At 34.6% G+C, this 16,992-nt stretch carries 12 protein-coding genes and 2 tRNA genes; 9 read left to right on the top strand and 5 right to left on the bottom strand.

The annotated features are described in order from the left end of the window. Window positions 1–9: 9 nt before the first annotated feature. From M2372_RS14750 to M2372_RS14740, 3 genes are all read right to left on the bottom strand, one after another. Window positions 10–2,445, bottom strand: coding sequence for a delta-60 repeat domain-containing protein (locus M2372_RS14750; protein ID WP_123321010.1), 2,436 nt, complete (start codon window positions 2,443–2,445; stop codon window positions 10–12). A gap of 6 nt (window positions 2,446–2,451) precedes the next feature. Then, on the bottom strand, window positions 2,452–3,990 hold the full coding sequence (locus M2372_RS14745; RefSeq protein WP_123321009.1) for a T9SS type A sorting domain-containing protein: 1,539 nt from the start codon (window positions 3,988–3,990) through the stop codon (window positions 2,452–2,454). 72 nt (window positions 3,991–4,062) lie between these two features. Continuing rightward, entirely contained in the window at window positions 4,063–5,589 is a 1,527-nt protein-coding gene (locus M2372_RS14740) for a helicase HerA-like domain-containing protein (RefSeq protein WP_123321008.1), read from the bottom strand. Between the two features lie 1,686 nt (window positions 5,590–7,275). On the opposite strand from M2372_RS14740, the gene M2372_RS14735 reads away from it, so the two are divergent. From M2372_RS14735 to M2372_RS14715, 5 genes are all read left to right on the top strand, one after another. Continuing rightward, the gene (locus M2372_RS14735) at window positions 7,276–8,460 is read left to right on the top strand and encodes a hypothetical protein (RefSeq protein ID WP_123321007.1); all 1,185 of its coding nucleotides are present in this window, start codon (window positions 7,276–7,278) and stop codon (window positions 8,458–8,460) included. 28 nt (window positions 8,461–8,488) lie between these two features. Beyond that, a complete protein-coding gene (locus M2372_RS14730) occupies window positions 8,489–8,968 on the top strand; it encodes a hypothetical protein (protein WP_115969682.1) in 480 nt (159 codons plus the stop codon). A gap of 645 nt (window positions 8,969–9,613) precedes the next feature. Beyond that, window positions 9,614–11,023, top strand: a complete 1,410-nt coding sequence (locus M2372_RS14725) for a rhodanese-like domain-containing protein (RefSeq protein ID WP_115969680.1) — start codon at window positions 9,614–9,616, stop codon at window positions 11,021–11,023. A 4-nt stretch (window positions 11,024–11,027) separates the two neighbouring features. Then, window positions 11,028–11,399, top strand: coding sequence for a rhodanese-like domain-containing protein (locus tag M2372_RS14720; RefSeq protein WP_123321006.1), 372 nt, complete (start codon window positions 11,028–11,030; stop codon window positions 11,397–11,399). Between the two features lie 17 nt (window positions 11,400–11,416). Continuing rightward, the gene (locus M2372_RS14715; RefSeq protein ID WP_115969676.1) at window positions 11,417–11,716 is read left to right on the top strand and encodes a co-chaperone YbbN; all 300 of its coding nucleotides are present in this window, start codon (window positions 11,417–11,419) and stop codon (window positions 11,714–11,716) included. A gap of 42 nt (window positions 11,717–11,758) precedes the next feature. On the opposite strand, the gene M2372_RS14710 is transcribed toward M2372_RS14715, so the two are convergent. After that, complete coding sequence (locus M2372_RS14710) at window positions 11,759–12,511, bottom strand: nitrilase-related carbon-nitrogen hydrolase (protein WP_123321005.1); 753 nt, start codon at window positions 12,509–12,511, stop codon at window positions 11,759–11,761. Between the two features lie 185 nt (window positions 12,512–12,696). On the opposite strand from M2372_RS14710, the gene M2372_RS14705 reads away from it, so the two are divergent. The 4 genes from M2372_RS14705 to M2372_RS14690 all read left to right on the top strand — a co-directional run bounded on the left by M2372_RS14705 (window position 12,697) and on the right by M2372_RS14690 (window position 15,918). Beyond that, window positions 12,697–13,137: a DUF6646 family protein gene (locus M2372_RS14705; protein WP_115969672.1), complete on the top strand. Its 441-nt coding sequence runs from the start codon at window positions 12,697–12,699 to the stop codon at window positions 13,135–13,137. A gap of 106 nt (window positions 13,138–13,243) precedes the next feature. Beyond that, window positions 13,244–14,725: an RIP metalloprotease RseP gene (gene rseP, locus M2372_RS14700; protein ID WP_123321004.1), complete on the top strand. Its 1,482-nt coding sequence runs from the start codon at window positions 13,244–13,246 to the stop codon at window positions 14,723–14,725. An 80-nt stretch (window positions 14,726–14,805) separates the two neighbouring features. Continuing rightward, window positions 14,806–14,879: transfer RNA gene (locus M2372_RS14695), tRNA-Asn, on the top strand. A 965-nt stretch (window positions 14,880–15,844) separates the two neighbouring features. Beyond that, window positions 15,845–15,918, top strand: a tRNA-Asn gene (locus M2372_RS14690). Between the two features lie 891 nt (window positions 15,919–16,809). Here M2372_RS14690 and M2372_RS14685 read toward each other — a convergent pair. Further along, window positions 16,810–16,992: hypothetical protein (locus M2372_RS14685; protein ID WP_228455783.1), on the bottom strand; the 183-nt coding region annotated here is incomplete at its 5' end.

The raw sequence follows: 16,992 nt of genomic DNA, 5'->3' as shown, positions 1-16,992 counted from the left end.
TATATAAAATTATTTCAATTTTTTGATTTTTGCGGTATAAGTTATTGCATTTCCAGTACTTCTATTCTTATTAAGTCCTCCTATAATTATCTCGTTATTTGGAGTGATTCCCATAGCACTGATATTTTCAAAGAAGTCATTGGGATTACCATCTTCCCTATCAGAAAACACGCCATCATTCTGGATACTGAAACTGGTATCTAAAGTACCATTAGTATTTACCCTTATTGTATATCCGTCATTATCTACAAATAACTTTCCGCGTTTTCCAGCCATCAGCAATTTATTATCACCCTGAACATTAATGTTATAAAAATGAGCATTTGAATCAGCAGAATTGTAAGCATATTCGAAAATCCCTCCATTTCCATAAGATGTATCCAAAGTCCCTGTTGAATTATATTTTTCTACAAGCAGAGTCGTATTGAAGTTTTCTGTTTTCTCTGTAATGATATAAACATTATTCAAATTATCCAGAGCTACTTTTTTAAATATAAAATTAGTGTCAGGAGTATAAGGGATTTCCATAGTCCCTATAGTTCCGAAACTTCCTGAAGGATTGCCATCAAGATCATATTGTTTAATAATTTTTTTATCTGTTTTAAAATCAATGGTTACAATTCTCTGGCTGTTTACATCTGATTTGGTCAAATCAGCGTCATATGAACCATATTTCTGGATAACAGGGATATATTTGTTATTATTGGCAAAAGAATCATCAATAGTGCCATCTAAATTATATCTGCACATCACAGGGCTTGAAAATTGAGTACCATATGAGGAATAATACGCATACATTTTATTCTTGGTAGCAGAATAAATGATTTTATTAATATATCTCTGATCTGCTCCCGGTAAGTTTTTAAACTCGAAATTATCTATAATTTTTCCATTATCGTCTAAAATAACACTATACCGTTGCGTATTGGTTCCATAGATAAAAACATTAGCTACCACTTTATTATTGGGTAACAGGTCGAATTCACTGGCAGCCATTCCGGTAAAGGTTCCATTATTTCCGAAAGACAGATCCGGGGTTCCGTTGTCCAGATATCTTTTCAGCTGATTCTGATACAGTACATATATTTTACCATCCTGTCTTACTTTAATATTATTGATTTCTGTAGCATAAGAAGATCCACATTCTACAGGTAACATGGTCATACTACTGCCAAGCTTATTAAATTGAATATAATTCCCCGTAGCTTCCCTACAAAACAGATTACCATACATTGTCATTGGACTTGTAAAATTCCCTACAGGCAAAACATCAAATGCTCCTGCAACCAGATAATCATCGTAGTTACTCAAGTTATTAACGGCTGGTCCACTGGCAAATGTACTTCCGTCAGCATCGAACTCCCTGTATAAAACATCTTTGTATACTCCTGGCTTTTTATACCCTATAGCATAAATAATTTCCTGGCTACTGGCATTTACCTTAGCATCTACATCATTCACTACATCTTCTTTAGTTCCCTCATCATAAGTAACTTTTCCAGCTCCGCCAAAAGAAGTATCATAACTTCCGTCAGCATTAAGCTTTACCAATGCTGCATCAATATTGTTAACCATCCTTGTACAAGAGCCTCCCAGCATGATTTTGCCATTGTATAAAATCTTCATCACGTTGAGCTGGTCATTCCCGCCAAAAAAATCTATCGTTTTAATCCCGTTCGTTCCAAAAGAAGAATCATAAGTTCCGTCAGGATTCAGTCTTGCAATAAAAAAATCTGATTGCGCTCCATTGTTTGTAGTTCCTGCAATCAGCATTTTATCATCAGGAAGAATTTTGAGACTTTTAATTTCAGATTGTGTTCCAATCGGGTACAGCATGAATCCCTTTTGGTTAAAAGTTTTATCTACGTAACCGTTGGTGAGATTATACCGAACAATTACGGCATTGACTCCGGCTTTACCTGCCACCCAGATTTTATTATTCTTGATATCAATGGTATTGGCTTCATCATTTCCTGTAAAATCTGTAATAACTTTAGAATCCCTGTTAAAGCTTGGAGAAACAACTAAAGCTCCAGTTCTTGCATGAATTTTTACCACTGCAAAGCTTTTCCTGTTTTTATCCTTTGAATAGCCCGCCAGATAAACATAACCCTTACTATACTTAATGGCATTGGCTCTTGAGCCTTCATCACCAATAGAGACCGCTACCTTATTATGATTTTTGTTGTTATAGTAAAAGAAACGGTCTTTATATACAAAACGACCTTCTGCATTAGGAAGAGATACATCCGTTACAGGGCCCGAATATCCTGCGGCAAAAACGGTATCATTAGTATATTCAATAGCATTCAGAATCTGTTTTTCGTTATCATTTTCAACATAGCTGAACTTTCCAAGACCAAAATTAGTTTCAAGAACTCCCTGTTGAGAAAAACCCAGCTGAAAGACCCCTGAAAAAAGAAGTAATAGTATATTTTTTTTCATTTTGTGTTATTTTTTTATAATCCTTACAGACTGAGAAAAGTTTTTAGCCTCATATTTTATTACATAATTTCCTGACATCAGGTCAGAAAGATCAATTGAAACTTTTTCATTGCGGGAATCTGAATTTTGTTTTTTCACCAATTTTCCAGACATATCATAAACCGAAATCTGAATATTCCCTGTAAGATTCTTATTTTCAGCAAATAAAAAATCTTTTACAGGATTGGGATATACGTTCAAAATATGAGTTTTATCTGATTTCGATTCATTTACCTCCAACGTAAGAGTCTTTAAAATTTTAAAAACCAGAAAATCATTATTCAATCTTCCGCCGCCATAAAGGCTTCCGTCTGGAGCCAGCTGTATGCTTTCCAGATTTACCACGTCATCTACCGGAGAATTCGGATTACCAGAATAAGTAAAATAATTGAACTTCCCCTGATTGGCAAAGGTTGTGTCCATAAATCCGTCTAAATTGTAGCGGGTCACCCACATAGAGTTGTTTGCGTTTACTTTTTCTGTTCCGGCAATATACATTCTATCTCCATCAAGAATAATATCATTTACAATATATTTAGGATTTAAATTACTACACAGCCAAGGGGTTCCGCTAAGGTTTACAAAAAGTTTAGAAGATGCTAATGTCTGTAAATTAACTTTTAAAACTCTATGGTCACATTCACTTACTTTATTGATAATATATGCGTAAGTATTAGAATCGTCTACAAGCATTTTTTTGAAATATCCCGGATTATCGTAGATGCTTGGAATATCATCATAATTGAAAGTGGGATCAAGTGTTCCGTCCTGATTTATTTTTTTTATAAAATTGTACCTTGTATTTCCTGAAGAGTTACTATTAACCTGTTTTTGGCTGTAGCCTGTAATCAAAATCCTGCCGTCATTCAGCAATTTAGCATCGTTAATGATATCTAGTGAGCCTACATCTATCGTAAGGGTTCCCTGATTTCCGAACGAGAAATCAAAAAATCCATCCGGATTATATCTTTCAATATACAGATCATCTCCTTTTTGCCCGAAAACATAAATTTTATTGTTGGGTAGAACCAACAGCCTGGTGTAGGTTTTTTGTCCATATTCAAATTCCTGTTTTCCATTAAAAGCAAAATTGGGGTCCAGTACTCCGTTTTGGTCTATTTTAGTTAAGCCCAAATCGGAAAGAATTAAAAATGATCCGTCAGCATAAGGATATACATCCCTTGTGGAATCGGCATAGTGATAGGAATCAAAATAATAATTTGCTTTTCCCTGGTTGCCAAATGTAGGATTCAACCCTGAAGTAAGGTTGTGTTTCAGAACTCCAAAACCACTTTCATAGGACTTGTAATCTTCTATTGTTACTCTCCCGAATGCATACAAGCCATTATTGGAAAGCTTAATATTGGATAGTTCGTCGTAACTTTTAGATTTATAATCGGTTTGTAAAAAACCTGCTCCGTTAAAATTGGAGTCCAGGTACTGGTTCTGCCCATGCGCTTTTGATAGGGATAGCGACATAAGCACAATAAATAATTGTATTCTCATATGTGTTTTAATTTGTGTTATTATAGTTTATATAAAAATAGGGAAAATTTCTTTTCCCTATTTTATTTTTTGTCATCTTTTCCTTCCTCCTAAACCAAACATCCCGAGAATAGCTTTTGCGCCCTCCCTCATTAATGTATTGGTGAATGTTCTGCCTGCCTGGCTTTGCAGTACCTGTTCAAACATTCCCGGCTCTTCTTTTACCGGCTTTGTTCGTTGATTTGGTGCTGGATTCTGAGCGGCCTGCTCCATTCTGTTGGTTAGCATTTCATAAGCAGATTCCCGGTCTATTGCCTGTTCATATTTGGCTACCATAGCTGAGCTGGACGTTAATTCTGTAATTTCTGCTCCACTCAGAACATCCATTCTTGATTCCGGGGAAATAAGATAGGTATGAACTAATGGTGTAGGAATTCCTTTCTCATCTAAAGCGGTTACAAATGCTTCTCCAATTCCCATATTCTGAATCAGATTGGAAGCGTTATAAAATTCTGTGGTTGGATAATTTTCAACTGCTTTTGAAATTTCCTTTTTATCTTTTGCTGTAAAGCCTCTCAAAGCATGCTGTATCTTCAATCCTAATTGAGACAAAACACTTTCCGGTACATCACCAGGAATCTGGGTAATAAAATAAATTCCCACTCCTTTTGAACGGATAAGTTTTACCATTGTTTCAATCTGTGAAAGGAGAGTCTTTGAAGCTTCATCAAAAAGCAAGTGTGCTTCATCAATAAAGAGCACCAGTTTCGGCTTTCCGCTATCACCTTCCTCAGGGAAAGTCATATAGATCTCTGCAAAAAGTGAAAGCATGAAGGTAGAGAACAGCTGTGGCTTATTCTGAATATCTGATACTCTTAAAATATTTACAACTCCTTTTCCATCTCTGGTTTCCAGCAAATCCTGAACATCAAAGCTTAATTCTCCAAAGAAATCTCCCGCTCCCTGCTGCTCTAAAGCTACAATAGATCTTAGAATAGCCCCCAAAGAAGCTGGTGCTATTGATCCGTAGTTAGCGGCAAGCTCAGCTTTTCCCTGTGCATTATCTGTAACATACTGCAGAACTTTCTTTAAATCTTTAAGGTCGATCAAAGGAAGTCCTTTGTCATCACAATATTTAAAGACAATAGACATGATACTTTGCTGGGTATCATTAAGCTGAAGAATTTTACTTAATAAAACAGGTCCGAACTCCGTTACGGTTGCTCTCAGCTTTACCCCTTCTCCTCCGGAAATGCTCATCAATTCTACCGGGAATCCTTGTGGTGTATAAGGCAACTGAGTTTTTGCATATCTCTCTTCAATAATGGAATTCATCTGCCCAGCTTCTGCAATTCCTGAAAAATCACCTTTAATATCCAGCACCAGTGATGGGATTCCCTGATGAGAAAGCTGTTCTGCAAATACCTGTAACGTTTTGGTCTTTCCAGTTCCGGTTGCTCCGGCAATAAGGCCGTGACGGTTGATTGTTTTTAGAGGAATCGTTACATTCACTTCCGGTACTACTTCTCCGTCCAACATTCCTTTTCCTAATATGATGTGATCTCCCTTAGGAGTGTATCTAGCATTTAATTCTTCAATAAATTGTGCTTTGTCTGCCATTTGATCGCTTTTAAAGCTTAAAAATATAATTTTTTTTGGATAATTTTCGAATAATTATTTTCGGAAAATCCAGAAAGCGTATCGATGTCTTATTTTCGCAATCGTATGATCAGTTTATGATTAGGAGAAATTATGCTAAATTCTTTGAGGCATTCAAGAACAAAACATGATCCAACACCATGAAAACAACTATTAAAAAATATATTAACAAGTTGGACAATAGAAATATTAGCACTTTAAAAACTTGTATTCATTAAATAATCTACCGGCATTTAAAAATTTTATTTTATACGACAATTTTTGACGCCAGCCACCTCTATGTTTGTAATAGTAATTAAAAAGAGATCCTAGGCTGGTCTTTTTATTTAAAAAATTAGTTAATACATCAATATTATACTTTGTATGTGCGCAGTACAGAATATATATGAATAAATTGATTGTAAAATAGAGTACAACAAGCAATATAGACTGTCGACTCTTGCGAAACGTCGCTTAAAATTTTATTCAGATTTTTTTTTAATACGACAAGTTTTGACGCCAGCCACCTCTATGTTTGTAATAGTAATTAAAAAGAGATCCTAGGCTGTCCTTTTTATTTAAAAAATTAGTCAATACATCAATATTATATTTTGTATGTGCGCAGTACAGAATATAAATAAATTGATTGTAAAAATAGAGTACAACAAGCAATATAGACTGTTGACTCTTGCGAAACGTCACTTAAAATTTTATTCAGAAATTTTATTTTATACTACAAGTTTTGATGCCAGCCACCTCTATTTTCGTAATAGTAGTTAAAAAGATATCCCAGGCTGGTCTTTTCATTTAAAAATTAGTCAATACGTCAATATTATATTTTGTATGTGCGCAGTACAGAATATAAATAAATTGATTGTAAAAATAGAGTACAACAAGCAATATAGACTGTTGACTCTTGCGAAACGTCACTTAAAATTTTATTCAGAAATTTTATTTTATACTACAAGTTTTGATGCCAGCCACCTCTATTTTCGTAATAGTAGTTAAAAAGATATCCCAGGCTGGTCTTTTCATTTAAAAATTAGTCAATACGTCAATATTATATTTTGTATGTGCGCAGTACAGAATATATATAAATAAATTGATTATAAAAATAGAGTACAACAAGCAATATAGACTGTTGGCTCTTGCGAAACGTCACTTAAAATTTTATTCAGAAATTTTATTTTATACTACAAGTTTTGATGACAGTCACCTCTATGTTTGTAATAGTAATTAAAAGGAGATCCTAGGCTGTTCTTATCCATTTAAAAATTAGTCAATACATCAATATTATATTTTGTATGTGCGCAGTACAGAACATATATGAATAAATTGATTATAAAAATAGAGTACTACAAGCGATATAGACTGTTGACTCTTGCGAAACGTCACTTAAAATTTTATTCAGAAATTTTATTTTATACTACAAGTTTTGATGCCAGCCACCTCTATTTTCGTAATAGTAGTTAAAAAGATATCCCAGGCTGGTCTTTTCATTTAAAAATTAGTCAATACATCAATATTATATTTTGTATGTGCGCAGTACAGAATATAAATAAATTGATTATAAAACTCTATGTCGGGAGCATACGACAAAACAAATCATTAACAACTAATTCCCCGCTTTCAAGGGTTATTAGAATATCAAATTATAATTTAAAAAATATGGCAAAAATACCAACATATACTGTGGATCCTGCGAAACGCCGCATCCTTACGGTTGAAAATATGGAAGAGTTAGGAATAACTGATGAATTGATTAAGGGAATCATGAATAAAAAACTAATTGGTTTAACCTATAATCAAGTAAATGAGAATGGACAGGAGGTTAAAGTAAATGATAAGGTTGTCGAATTATCACCAATAGGAATATCTATCAATGATAGAAAATTTGGTAATTTTCCTGATCCAAACGCGGCAAAACGAGGATGGATGGCTTTTTTTGAGATTGGAGCTCCTTTGTTTGAAGAAAGGTCAAACATTATTCAGCCCGTGGCAGATATATTATCTACGAGAAGCTATGAAAACAGATCGGATCTCGACCGTCAATTTTCTGACAATATTGAATTTACCGTAGGAAATACCATCAATTGGACTTTGGCAGGTATGGGAAGCTCTACCTTTGGAGGATTGATTGCTGGAGAGTTACAAGGACAAATTTCAAAAACTATAGAGACCATTTTAACAGAGAGCTTATCTAATAGTTTAGCAAAATATGATAGCAATACCATCACGAAAACCAAGCATTTGCACAATCATAAAGACAACCAAGGTACCCAAAGCGTAATTTCTGCTGCAGCTCAATCAGCAACGACTAAAACAACTAATTTTACTTTCACCAATTCAAACAGATTAAGTTATACAGGAACAGGTACGGCTATCGGTCGTGGAGAATTAAGTGCAGACTTAGGACTTTCTTTAACAGGAACGATTTCTGGTACCCTAACAACAGCATGGAAATCAAATTCTAATGTTTCAGGATCTATTCCGAAAAACTCTCGTGTTGAAACTTTAGCAACACAAAGACGTCAGGTAAAACAATTTACTTACGAAATACCTATTACATTTGACGGATATATTGGATTGAATTTTGAGGAATTAGTTAATCCATATAAGAAATCTAGTCCACCTCGTCATCCTATGTTTACTAAGGATATTGGAATTAAAACATTCCCTGTTCATATATCCGCTTTAGAGCTGTTGGCAGCGAATGATAAATACAGAGCAAAAGGAATGGCAGAAAAAGTATCCGCTCTGGATGTCAACCATACTATTTTCGAGACTAAGCAAATTCCTAACATTGATAGTAGTAAAGAGACTTTCTCTGTGGTTCGTCCTCATAATTTATAAATTCAGTAACTTATTAATAAACAAAAATATGGCATTTCAAGATATATTTAATTTTGGCCGCAGTACGGCTGCGGGAGGTAGCAAATCAGAGCAGGAACTTTCTGGATTCATACCAAAAGAAGAAAATGAATCAATCAGTACTCCTCCTCATGATCCGTTTAAGCCTCAAGAAAAAGTACAACAAGACCCAAAAATTGTGAGAGAAACATCACCACAGTCCAATATTATATTCAATTTTATCAAATCTGTGACTTCTGATATTAAAGGATCTAATGACAGTGTAGAGACATCAATGGGTAACCCAGCAACAGTAACCGGTCCAGCAGCAGGGGTTATGGGTAAAGCGAGAGAAACTTCTGATAAGGTTAAGGATGATACTCCAGCTTCTTATACAGACGTTACTCCTCCTCCTAAACCTAAAAATGATAAACCAGGTGGATGGGATGACGAAACAGAAACAAAGGAACCTAAAGATCCCGCAAATCCTAAAGACTTTAAAGAAAAATAAAGCAATAAGCAACACGTAATCAGATGTTTGTAATAAAAAACACTGATAAGTCCTAAAAGTCTATAATAGACTTTTAATTAAAAATATTAATTAGACCAAAGCAATAAAATTATTGCTTTGGTTTTTTTATGCATCTAGTTTTAAAATTTGATATAAACAACTTGAGAACTGTCAGATATTTCAATATTTTTAATAATATGATTAAGCTTTTCATCTAAAATAACTCTTTCTTGAAAATTAATATCTTACCTCGCAGTGTGTTTAGAAAAAACCTTCTCATTACTAGACAAATAAACCTATCAACAAGAATAATTTATATTATTTGTAGCTTTACGGTATGGGCTGATTGAATACTCCGGATTTCAATATTGTATAAACATTATAGTGAAAATTGAAAACTGAGTGATTACATCCTGTAGTATTATAATATAAAACAGTCATATACAAACCTTTAACCACAGAAAGAACATGATAAAAAACAGCATTTATCACTCAACCTTATATAAGGCATTCTTTTTGCTGAAAAAAACAAAGAAACTTAAACATTTGTTTAACAAGTATTGAAAGAAACTATCAATGGAATTTAACATTTGATTTAGAATTTATCTAATACTTTGTATCTTTAACTATTAAAAAAATACCCCAATGAAAATTGAACAAATATATACGGGCTGTCTGGCTCAGGGTGCCTATTATATTGTATCAGAAAACGAAGCTGTCATTATTGATCCATTAAGAGAGGTAAAACCTTATCTGGATCGTCTGGAAAAAGATAATGTCACTTTAAAATATATTTTTGAAACTCATTTCCATGCTGACTTTGTTTCAGGGCATCTGGATCTGAGTAAAAAAACCGGAGCTCCTATTGTGTACGGCCCCACTGCTGCTCCTGAATTTGAAGCCATTATCGCAGAAGACAACCAGGTTTTTGAAATTGGAAAAATAAAAATAAAAGTACTTCATACTCCAGGCCATACTATGGAGAGTACTACTTATCTTTTAATTGATGAAGATGGTAAGGAGACAGCAATCTTCACAGGGGATACTCTGTTTTTAGGAGATGTGGGAAGACCAGATCTTGCACAGAAAGCAACCAATCTTACTCAGGAAGATCTTGCAGGTATTCTGTATGACAGTCTTCAGAACAAAATTATGCCATTGGATGACAGCATAACTGTTTATCCGGCTCATGGAGCAGGTTCCGCATGTGGAAAAAATATGCAGAAGGAAACAGTTGATATTTTAGGGAACCAAAAGAGAACAAATTACGCTCTTAATCAACCGGATAAAGCTTCTTTTATCAGAGAAGTACTTGACGGACTGACTGCACCACCAAAATATTTTGGAATGAATGTAGCGATGAACAAAGGAGGTTATGAAAGTCTGGATACAATAATGGACAAAGGACTGCAACCTGTGTCTCCTGAAGATTTCGAAGCATTGGCTGAAGAAACGGGAGCTTTGATTCTGGATACAAGAGGAGCTGCAGATTTCCATAAAGGTTTTGTGCCCAATTCCATTAATATAGGATTAAAAGGTGATTTTGCCCCTTGGGTAGGAACATTAATCGTAGATGTAAAACATCCTCTATTATTGATAACGGAGGAAGGAACTGAAGAGGAAGTGATCATCAGATTAAGCAGAGTGGGATTTGATAATGTTGTAGGATATCTGAAAGGAGGTTTTGAAGCCTGGAAAAATGCGGGCCAAGAAATCGACGAAGTGAAAAGAATCTCCCCTTCTGAATTTGCAGAACAGTTTACAACTGATGCAAAAGTAATTGATGTCAGAAAACTAACGGAATATTCTGCTGAGCATATTGATAATGCTTATAACAGACCTTTGGATTCCATCAGCGACTGGGCCCGAAATCTTGACAGCTCGGAACATTTCTTCCTTCATTGTGCAGGAGGATATAGAAGCATGATTGCAGCAAGCATACTTAATTCGCACGGAATCAGAAACTTCACTGAAATAGAAGGAGGTTTTAACGGTATTAAAAAAACAGAAAAACTTCCTACAACAGACTTTGTATGCCAATCCAAAACATCATAACCTCATGAAAGTTAATTTTTTTGGAATTGCCTTAGTTTCATTTTTAGCATTAAGCAGCTGTAAAACAACTCATTATGCGGAAGCTCCCAAGGCTAACATTAAGGAAGTTGTGACCAGTTCGGATGTAACATTGGTAGACGTAAGAATTCCTGAGCAATACGCTGCAGGAACAGCAAAGAATGCTATCAATATTCCTTTGGCAGAAATTCAGAACAATATTGAAACCCTGAAGGGTAAAAAAGTGGTTGTTTTCTGTAATAAAGGAGTACAGGCTGATCAGGCTATGGAAATTTTAAAGAAAAACGGAGTGGAAGCCTATGATGGAACGAGCTGGAAAAATGTGAAAGGCATCCAGAACGAAGCTGATAAAAAGTAATTCATAAAACTCAAACTATGTCACAAAAATTTCAGGAAATCATCAATTCCGAAAGACCGGTACTTATTGACTTTTTTGCCACCTGGTGCCAACCATGCAAAGTTCAGTCTTCGGTTTTAAATACAGTAAAAGAAAATATAGGCGAAGGAGCCAGAATCATCAAAGTAGATGTAGACCAATACCCTGCTCTAGCAGCACAATATGGGGTAAGAGGTGTGCCTACTTTAGCTGTTTTCAAAAACGGAGAGCTTCTCTGGAAAGAAAGCGGAGTGCATGATGTCAATACATTGACCAATCTTCTGCAACAATATAGTTAAGACTAAAAATAAGGCTGAGTTCACTAAAACTCAGCCTTATTTTTATAAATCCATTGAAAAATGATCGCGGTCATTTAAAAACTGGAAGTGTGTTCTGAAATCCTTCAATTCATTCATATCCAGTTCTGCTGAGACAATATTTCCTTTTTTATCTGAAATTTCTTTTCCATCAGCGAAGAAACAATGTGAGCTCTCCTGATACAACAGATTGTTTCCATCCGTTCCTATTCTGTTTAAACCAAATACAAAAGAAAGATTTTCGATAGCCCTTGCTTTTAGTAAATGCTCCCAGGCTCCTACTCTTTTTTCAGGCCAATTCGCAACATATAAAACAGCATCATAATCATCATTATTCCGTGCAAACACCGGGAAACGAAGATCATAGCATACCTGGAGCAAAAACCGTATCCCCTGATATTCTACGATGACCCTATTTTTCCCTGGAGTATACACTTTATCTTCTCCTGAGAAAGAAAACAAATGCCTTTTATCATAAAAAGCAACTTCTCCATCCGGTTGTACAAAATACATTCTGTTGTAAAAACTACCCTGTTCCTCTACCGGAGCACTTCCACAGAATGCTGCATTTTTCTCCTTCGAGATCTTTTTTAAAAACTTCAGAGATTCTTCATTTCTGTCAGAAACTTCTGATGCATCCATACAAAAGCCTGTTGAAAACATTTCAGGAAGTAAAAACAGATCTGCTTCCAGGTTTTCAAGTTCGTTCTCTATTGTTTTAAAGTTTTCAGCTTTATTTTTCCAGATGATATCCAAATTGAGCCCTACAATCTTCATCTTTTTTATTTTAAATTAATTCAATATCTAAAGGATAAAAATACGCCTTTTATGTTGAATAAAGAAAGGAGGCCTATAATTCTTAATATTTATTAAAGTCTTCTGTTTTTGTACTATTCAACATCTTTCGGTTTCATTTTTGATGCAGGTAATTTTTATTAATATCATTAAAAATTATAAAACTTATGAAGAAATTGGTTTTTATGGTGATGATGTTCTTTTTCGGAATCACAGCTAATGCTCAGGCATGGACTGGAAAAGGAGATCAAAAAATCCAACTGGGTCTGAGCGCCTGGGGATATGGAACCGGGGTAACAGGAACTTACGACTACGGACTGAACAAACTCATATCCGTTGGAGCAGGTCTTAATGGTTACTTCAGTAATTATAAGAACAACGATAAGGATAACCGGGTGTTTGTTTTTGGCAGATTGAATTTCCACCTTCAGGAAGCTTTAAGCCTTCCGCCAAAGTTGGATATTTATCCTGGCGTTGACGTAGGAGTTGTTGGAAAAGACTTTGGAATAGGAGCTCATATCGGAGCACGCTACTTCTTTACAGAAAGAATTGGGGTATTTGCAGAGGTAGGTAATAACGGAAGTCTGGGAGTTTCTTTCAATTTATAATCAAATAGTCCTGAAATATGACAAAGCTTCTCGTTTCGAGGGGCTTTTTTATTTGGCATAGTTTTGATAATTGTTACCTTTGCAAATTAAAATCTAAAATTTATTAATGGAAATAGCAATCAAACTCTTCCAGTTCATTCTGAGTATCTCTATACTTGTAGTTCTTCATGAGCTTGGGCACTTCTTACCGGCAATATGGTTCAAGACCAGAGCAGAAAAATTCTTCCTGTTCTTTGATCCTTACTTCTCCATATTCTCGATGAAGAAAATTAACGGAAAATGGAAGTATAAATTCTTCTCACAGAATCTGCCTGATACGGAAGTAACTGAGGTAAACGGAAAAAAGGAAGAAGTTCCTATCGATATATCAAAACTTTCTGATCATGATTGGAGAAAATATCCGGAGCAAACCAAATATGGTATCGGATGGCTTCCTTTCGGTGGATATGTAAAAATTGCCGGAATGGTAGATGAAAGTATGGATACTGCTCAGATGAAAAAACCGGCAGAATCATGGGAATTCAGATCTAAACCGGCTTGGCAGAGACTTATCATCATGTTGGGTGGAGTTACGGTAAACTTCTTCTTAGCCTGGTTAATATTCTCAGCCTTAGTTGGAAAAAATGGGGAAACGATTTTTGACGCTGATAAAATCACAACTCCTCTTCATTATACTGCTGCGGCTAAGAAAATGGGATTCCAGGATGGAGATAAAATATTGAAAGTAGACGGAAAGGTCCAGAAAGACTTCAAAAAACTGGCATTAGATGTTTTATTAAGTGATGAAATAACTGTTTCCAGAAATGGAAAAGACGTTACTTTCCCAACGAATGATGATGGAAAAGTAATGGCATTTCATGATCCGGAACCAAGATCATTCTTAACCCCAAGAATGAATCCTATTATTGATACCATTGTTACTCAATCTACAATTGACGCAGGTTTAAAACTAGGTGATAAAATTGTTGCCATCAATGGAACTCCTGTTTCCTATTATGATGAAGTAAAGCCTTTGGTAGTTCCTAATGCAGGAAAAGTAGTAGATTTCCAGGTAGTAAGAAACAATCAGACTGAAGACCTTAAAATCCCGGTATCTAAAGAAGGAACTATTGGAATTCTTTCTTTCAAGGAAGCTGAGAAATTTATGGTTCATAACGAATACAACTTCTTTGGTTCTATAAAAAGAGGGTTTACCCTTACCATTGAAAGTTTAACGTATCAGATCAAGCAGTTTAAATTAATTTTCAACAAAAAAGTTCAGGGATATAAAAAAGTAGGTGGGCCACTTGCTATTGTTAAGAATATGCCAGTAAGTAAAGATGCAAAAGGTGGAGTTTCCATAGACTGGTCTGCATTCTGGGGCTTTACAGCAATGTTCTCTGTATGGTTGGCATTCCTGAATCTTATTCCTATTCCGGGACTTGATGGCGGACATGTTTTATTTACGCTATATGAAATGATCGTAGGAAAACCGGTTCCTCAAAAAGTATTGGAAAATGCTCAGATGGTGGGAGTTATCTTCCTTTTAGGATTGATGGCACTGATCTTTGGAAGCGATATTATTAAAGCCATTACGGGAACTTTATAATTTTTTGAAAATTTTTCTTAAAAATATTTGCAGGGTATAAATATTCGTCCTATATTTGCACCACTTAAAACAAAGGACATTCCTCCTTAGCTCAGTTGGTTAGAGCATCTGACTGTTAATCAGAGGGTCGCTGGTTCGAGCCCAGCAGGAGGAGCAAAAAAGACTTACAGAAATGTAGGTCTTTTTTTATTTCTACTTATTCCAAAATTAGAACACTGAGAAATTTTATAAGATACAAGGCTAAATTATTTGGATCAGATACAAAACTTGGGGATATACAAAAATTTATGCTCCCCAATCAAAGAACAAATATTCAACCGCTTTATTTTAGGAATCCTAAGAATCACGATAACATATTGATGAAACGATAGTCTTATCTATCTGCCTGGAAAGAATAAATTTCATTCATTTGACCTTTAGACATCTACTAAAGCTTTATGTAGAATTTAAAGTAACATCAATAATACTTTTTGATATCATTCCTTGTGCTGTAGCTTTATTATTTTCTTAGTCAGAACTGAAACAATACCAAAATTCTTTTTACCGTATTTGATATGCAGGACTTTTATAAGCCCATCAGGGAGCTTAAAAAATTATTTGAAGACATTCCCTTTCAATGTTATAAAACCAGACGAATTAAGCTAATTATTAGCTAATTTCAGAGATAAAAGAAACATTATTCTTTTACAGAATTAAATGGTTTCCCCAAGAGTAAGTTTATGATTGAAAATATTCTATTGGTTAAAGCCACACAAATTCATTCTCTGAACCGTAATAATCATATTAATGGCTTCACCACATATGGGGGAAGATTGATAAGGTCAGCTGGGAAAAGAAATCACTCAAGCAGTTTTTCCTAAAAACATATCAAAAGATATTGATTACTTACTATTCATGATCCAATCCAATGCCTCCGTCTACTGATATAAAAGATTTTTTTATGAAAAAAGCCCCCCTAAAGACCGTTTTTCTCATGTACATTTTTAATTCTAACTATTTTATGTAATTTTAATTTATTGAAAAATAAAACGATAGCAATTTTCGTTAAATATTAAGGAATAAAAACTTGCTTAGTACAGATATTCATATTATATTTGCACCACTTAAAACAAAGGACATTCCTCCTTAGCTCAGTTGGTTAGAGCATCTGACTGTTAATCAGAGGGTCGCTGGTTCGAGCCCAGCAGGAGGAGCAAAAAGACTTACAGAAATGTAGGTCTTTTTTTATTTCCATTCATTCCAAGATAAAAACAACCAGCAATCTTATAGGATCTAATTCACAATTTGGATAAAATTATTTTTTCATTCAGATCACAGCTCTGCACATTGTATACCTTTAATCATCAAACATGAACTATAATCGAATTCAAACAATCTTATTACTTTTAAAAGATATATAGCCAGTAATTCTTCCAAGTGTGTCTAAATCATATTCTAAAATTTCATCCCTATAAAGTACTGTAGCATGGCAACCTATATAGTCATTTCGCTACAGCCTCAAATAAGCTATTTTTTGCCATAATTACAGCTCCGATACAAATTGGTATTGGTAATCTAATTTTAAGGCTAAATAAGCGTAAATAATAAATAGATTAGTAATAAAGCTAATAACATGTTCTTTGTCTAGTATAAATTTAGCTTTCATTCCAATCTTTATTAGCACCTAGTTGAGCGGCAGACAGATAATCAATGTTTGTCTAATGAGATTTATTTGCTTTTATAATGAATGAATGAATGATTGACTAACGAATAATCATATTGCAAACCTTAACGGTCACTTATTCATTAGCTTTGTCATCATGGCTGTTGTCGACTGAAAGGTTACTTGCTATTTCTTCATAGTTTCATTTCTCCAGCATTCATTAGAGATACTTTTTATGGCATAACCTGGATCTTTCAGGATGACAGAATACGGTAAGACAAACGAGTCCAATGATACCAGGAAATAACTTGATAAAATAAAGGATGGGGGGATAAAAGTAAAGACACGGTAAAGAGAAAATAAGCAGCTGGGATTCTACAGGCTCAGCATTCAATAGAAATGGGCTTTAGCCAAAACATAGATAATAGATAATATTCAATACTTATTGCTTATCACCATTGTATTGGGGTATTTGAATACTTGGAGAGTTGGAGTTGTAGCTTAGATTTTGGGTTGGGGTTGTATTGGGATCTCTGAGTATTTTGATCCCTGAGTATAGAGCAAAAAAAAATCCTTTATCTTTCGATAAAGGATTTTTAAAAATAAAATAAAAACTGGCGGCGGC

The sequence above is a fragment of the Chryseobacterium sp. BIGb0232 genome (assembly GCF_024810195.1).
GTDB classification, from domain to species: Bacteria; Bacteroidota; Bacteroidia; order Flavobacteriales; family Weeksellaceae; genus Chryseobacterium; species Chryseobacterium pennae.
Note: the sequence above shows the minus strand (reverse complement) of the source record. Positions and strands in the feature narration are given on the sequence as shown.

Bases quoted from the DNA above. Each gene is read 5' to 3' on its own strand.
- M2372_RS14750 (WP_123321010.1), bottom strand. From the start codon at position 2,445: ATGAAAAAAAATATACTATTACTTCTTTTTTCAGGGGTCTTTCAGCTG.
- M2372_RS14745 (WP_123321009.1), bottom strand. From the start codon at position 3,990: ATGAGAATACAATTATTTATTGTGCTTATGTCGCTATCCCTATCAAAA.
- M2372_RS14740 (WP_123321008.1), bottom strand. From the start codon at position 5,589: ATGGCAGACAAAGCACAATTTATTGAAGAATTAAATGCTAGATACACT.
- M2372_RS14735 (WP_123321007.1), top strand. From the start codon at position 7,276: ATGGCAAAAATACCAACATATACTGTGGATCCTGCGAAACGCCGCATC.
- M2372_RS14730 (WP_115969682.1), top strand. From the start codon at position 8,489: ATGGCATTTCAAGATATATTTAATTTTGGCCGCAGTACGGCTGCGGGA.
- M2372_RS14725 (WP_115969680.1), top strand. From the start codon at position 9,614: ATGAAAATTGAACAAATATATACGGGCTGTCTGGCTCAGGGTGCCTAT.
- M2372_RS14720 (WP_123321006.1), top strand. From the start codon at position 11,028: ATGAAAGTTAATTTTTTTGGAATTGCCTTAGTTTCATTTTTAGCATTA.
- M2372_RS14715 (WP_115969676.1), top strand. From the start codon at position 11,417: ATGTCACAAAAATTTCAGGAAATCATCAATTCCGAAAGACCGGTACTT.
- M2372_RS14710 (WP_123321005.1), bottom strand. From the start codon at position 12,511: ATGAAGATTGTAGGGCTCAATTTGGATATCATCTGGAAAAATAAAGCT.
- M2372_RS14705 (WP_115969672.1), top strand. From the start codon at position 12,697: ATGAAGAAATTGGTTTTTATGGTGATGATGTTCTTTTTCGGAATCACA.
- rseP (WP_123321004.1), top strand. From the start codon at position 13,244: ATGGAAATAGCAATCAAACTCTTCCAGTTCATTCTGAGTATCTCTATA.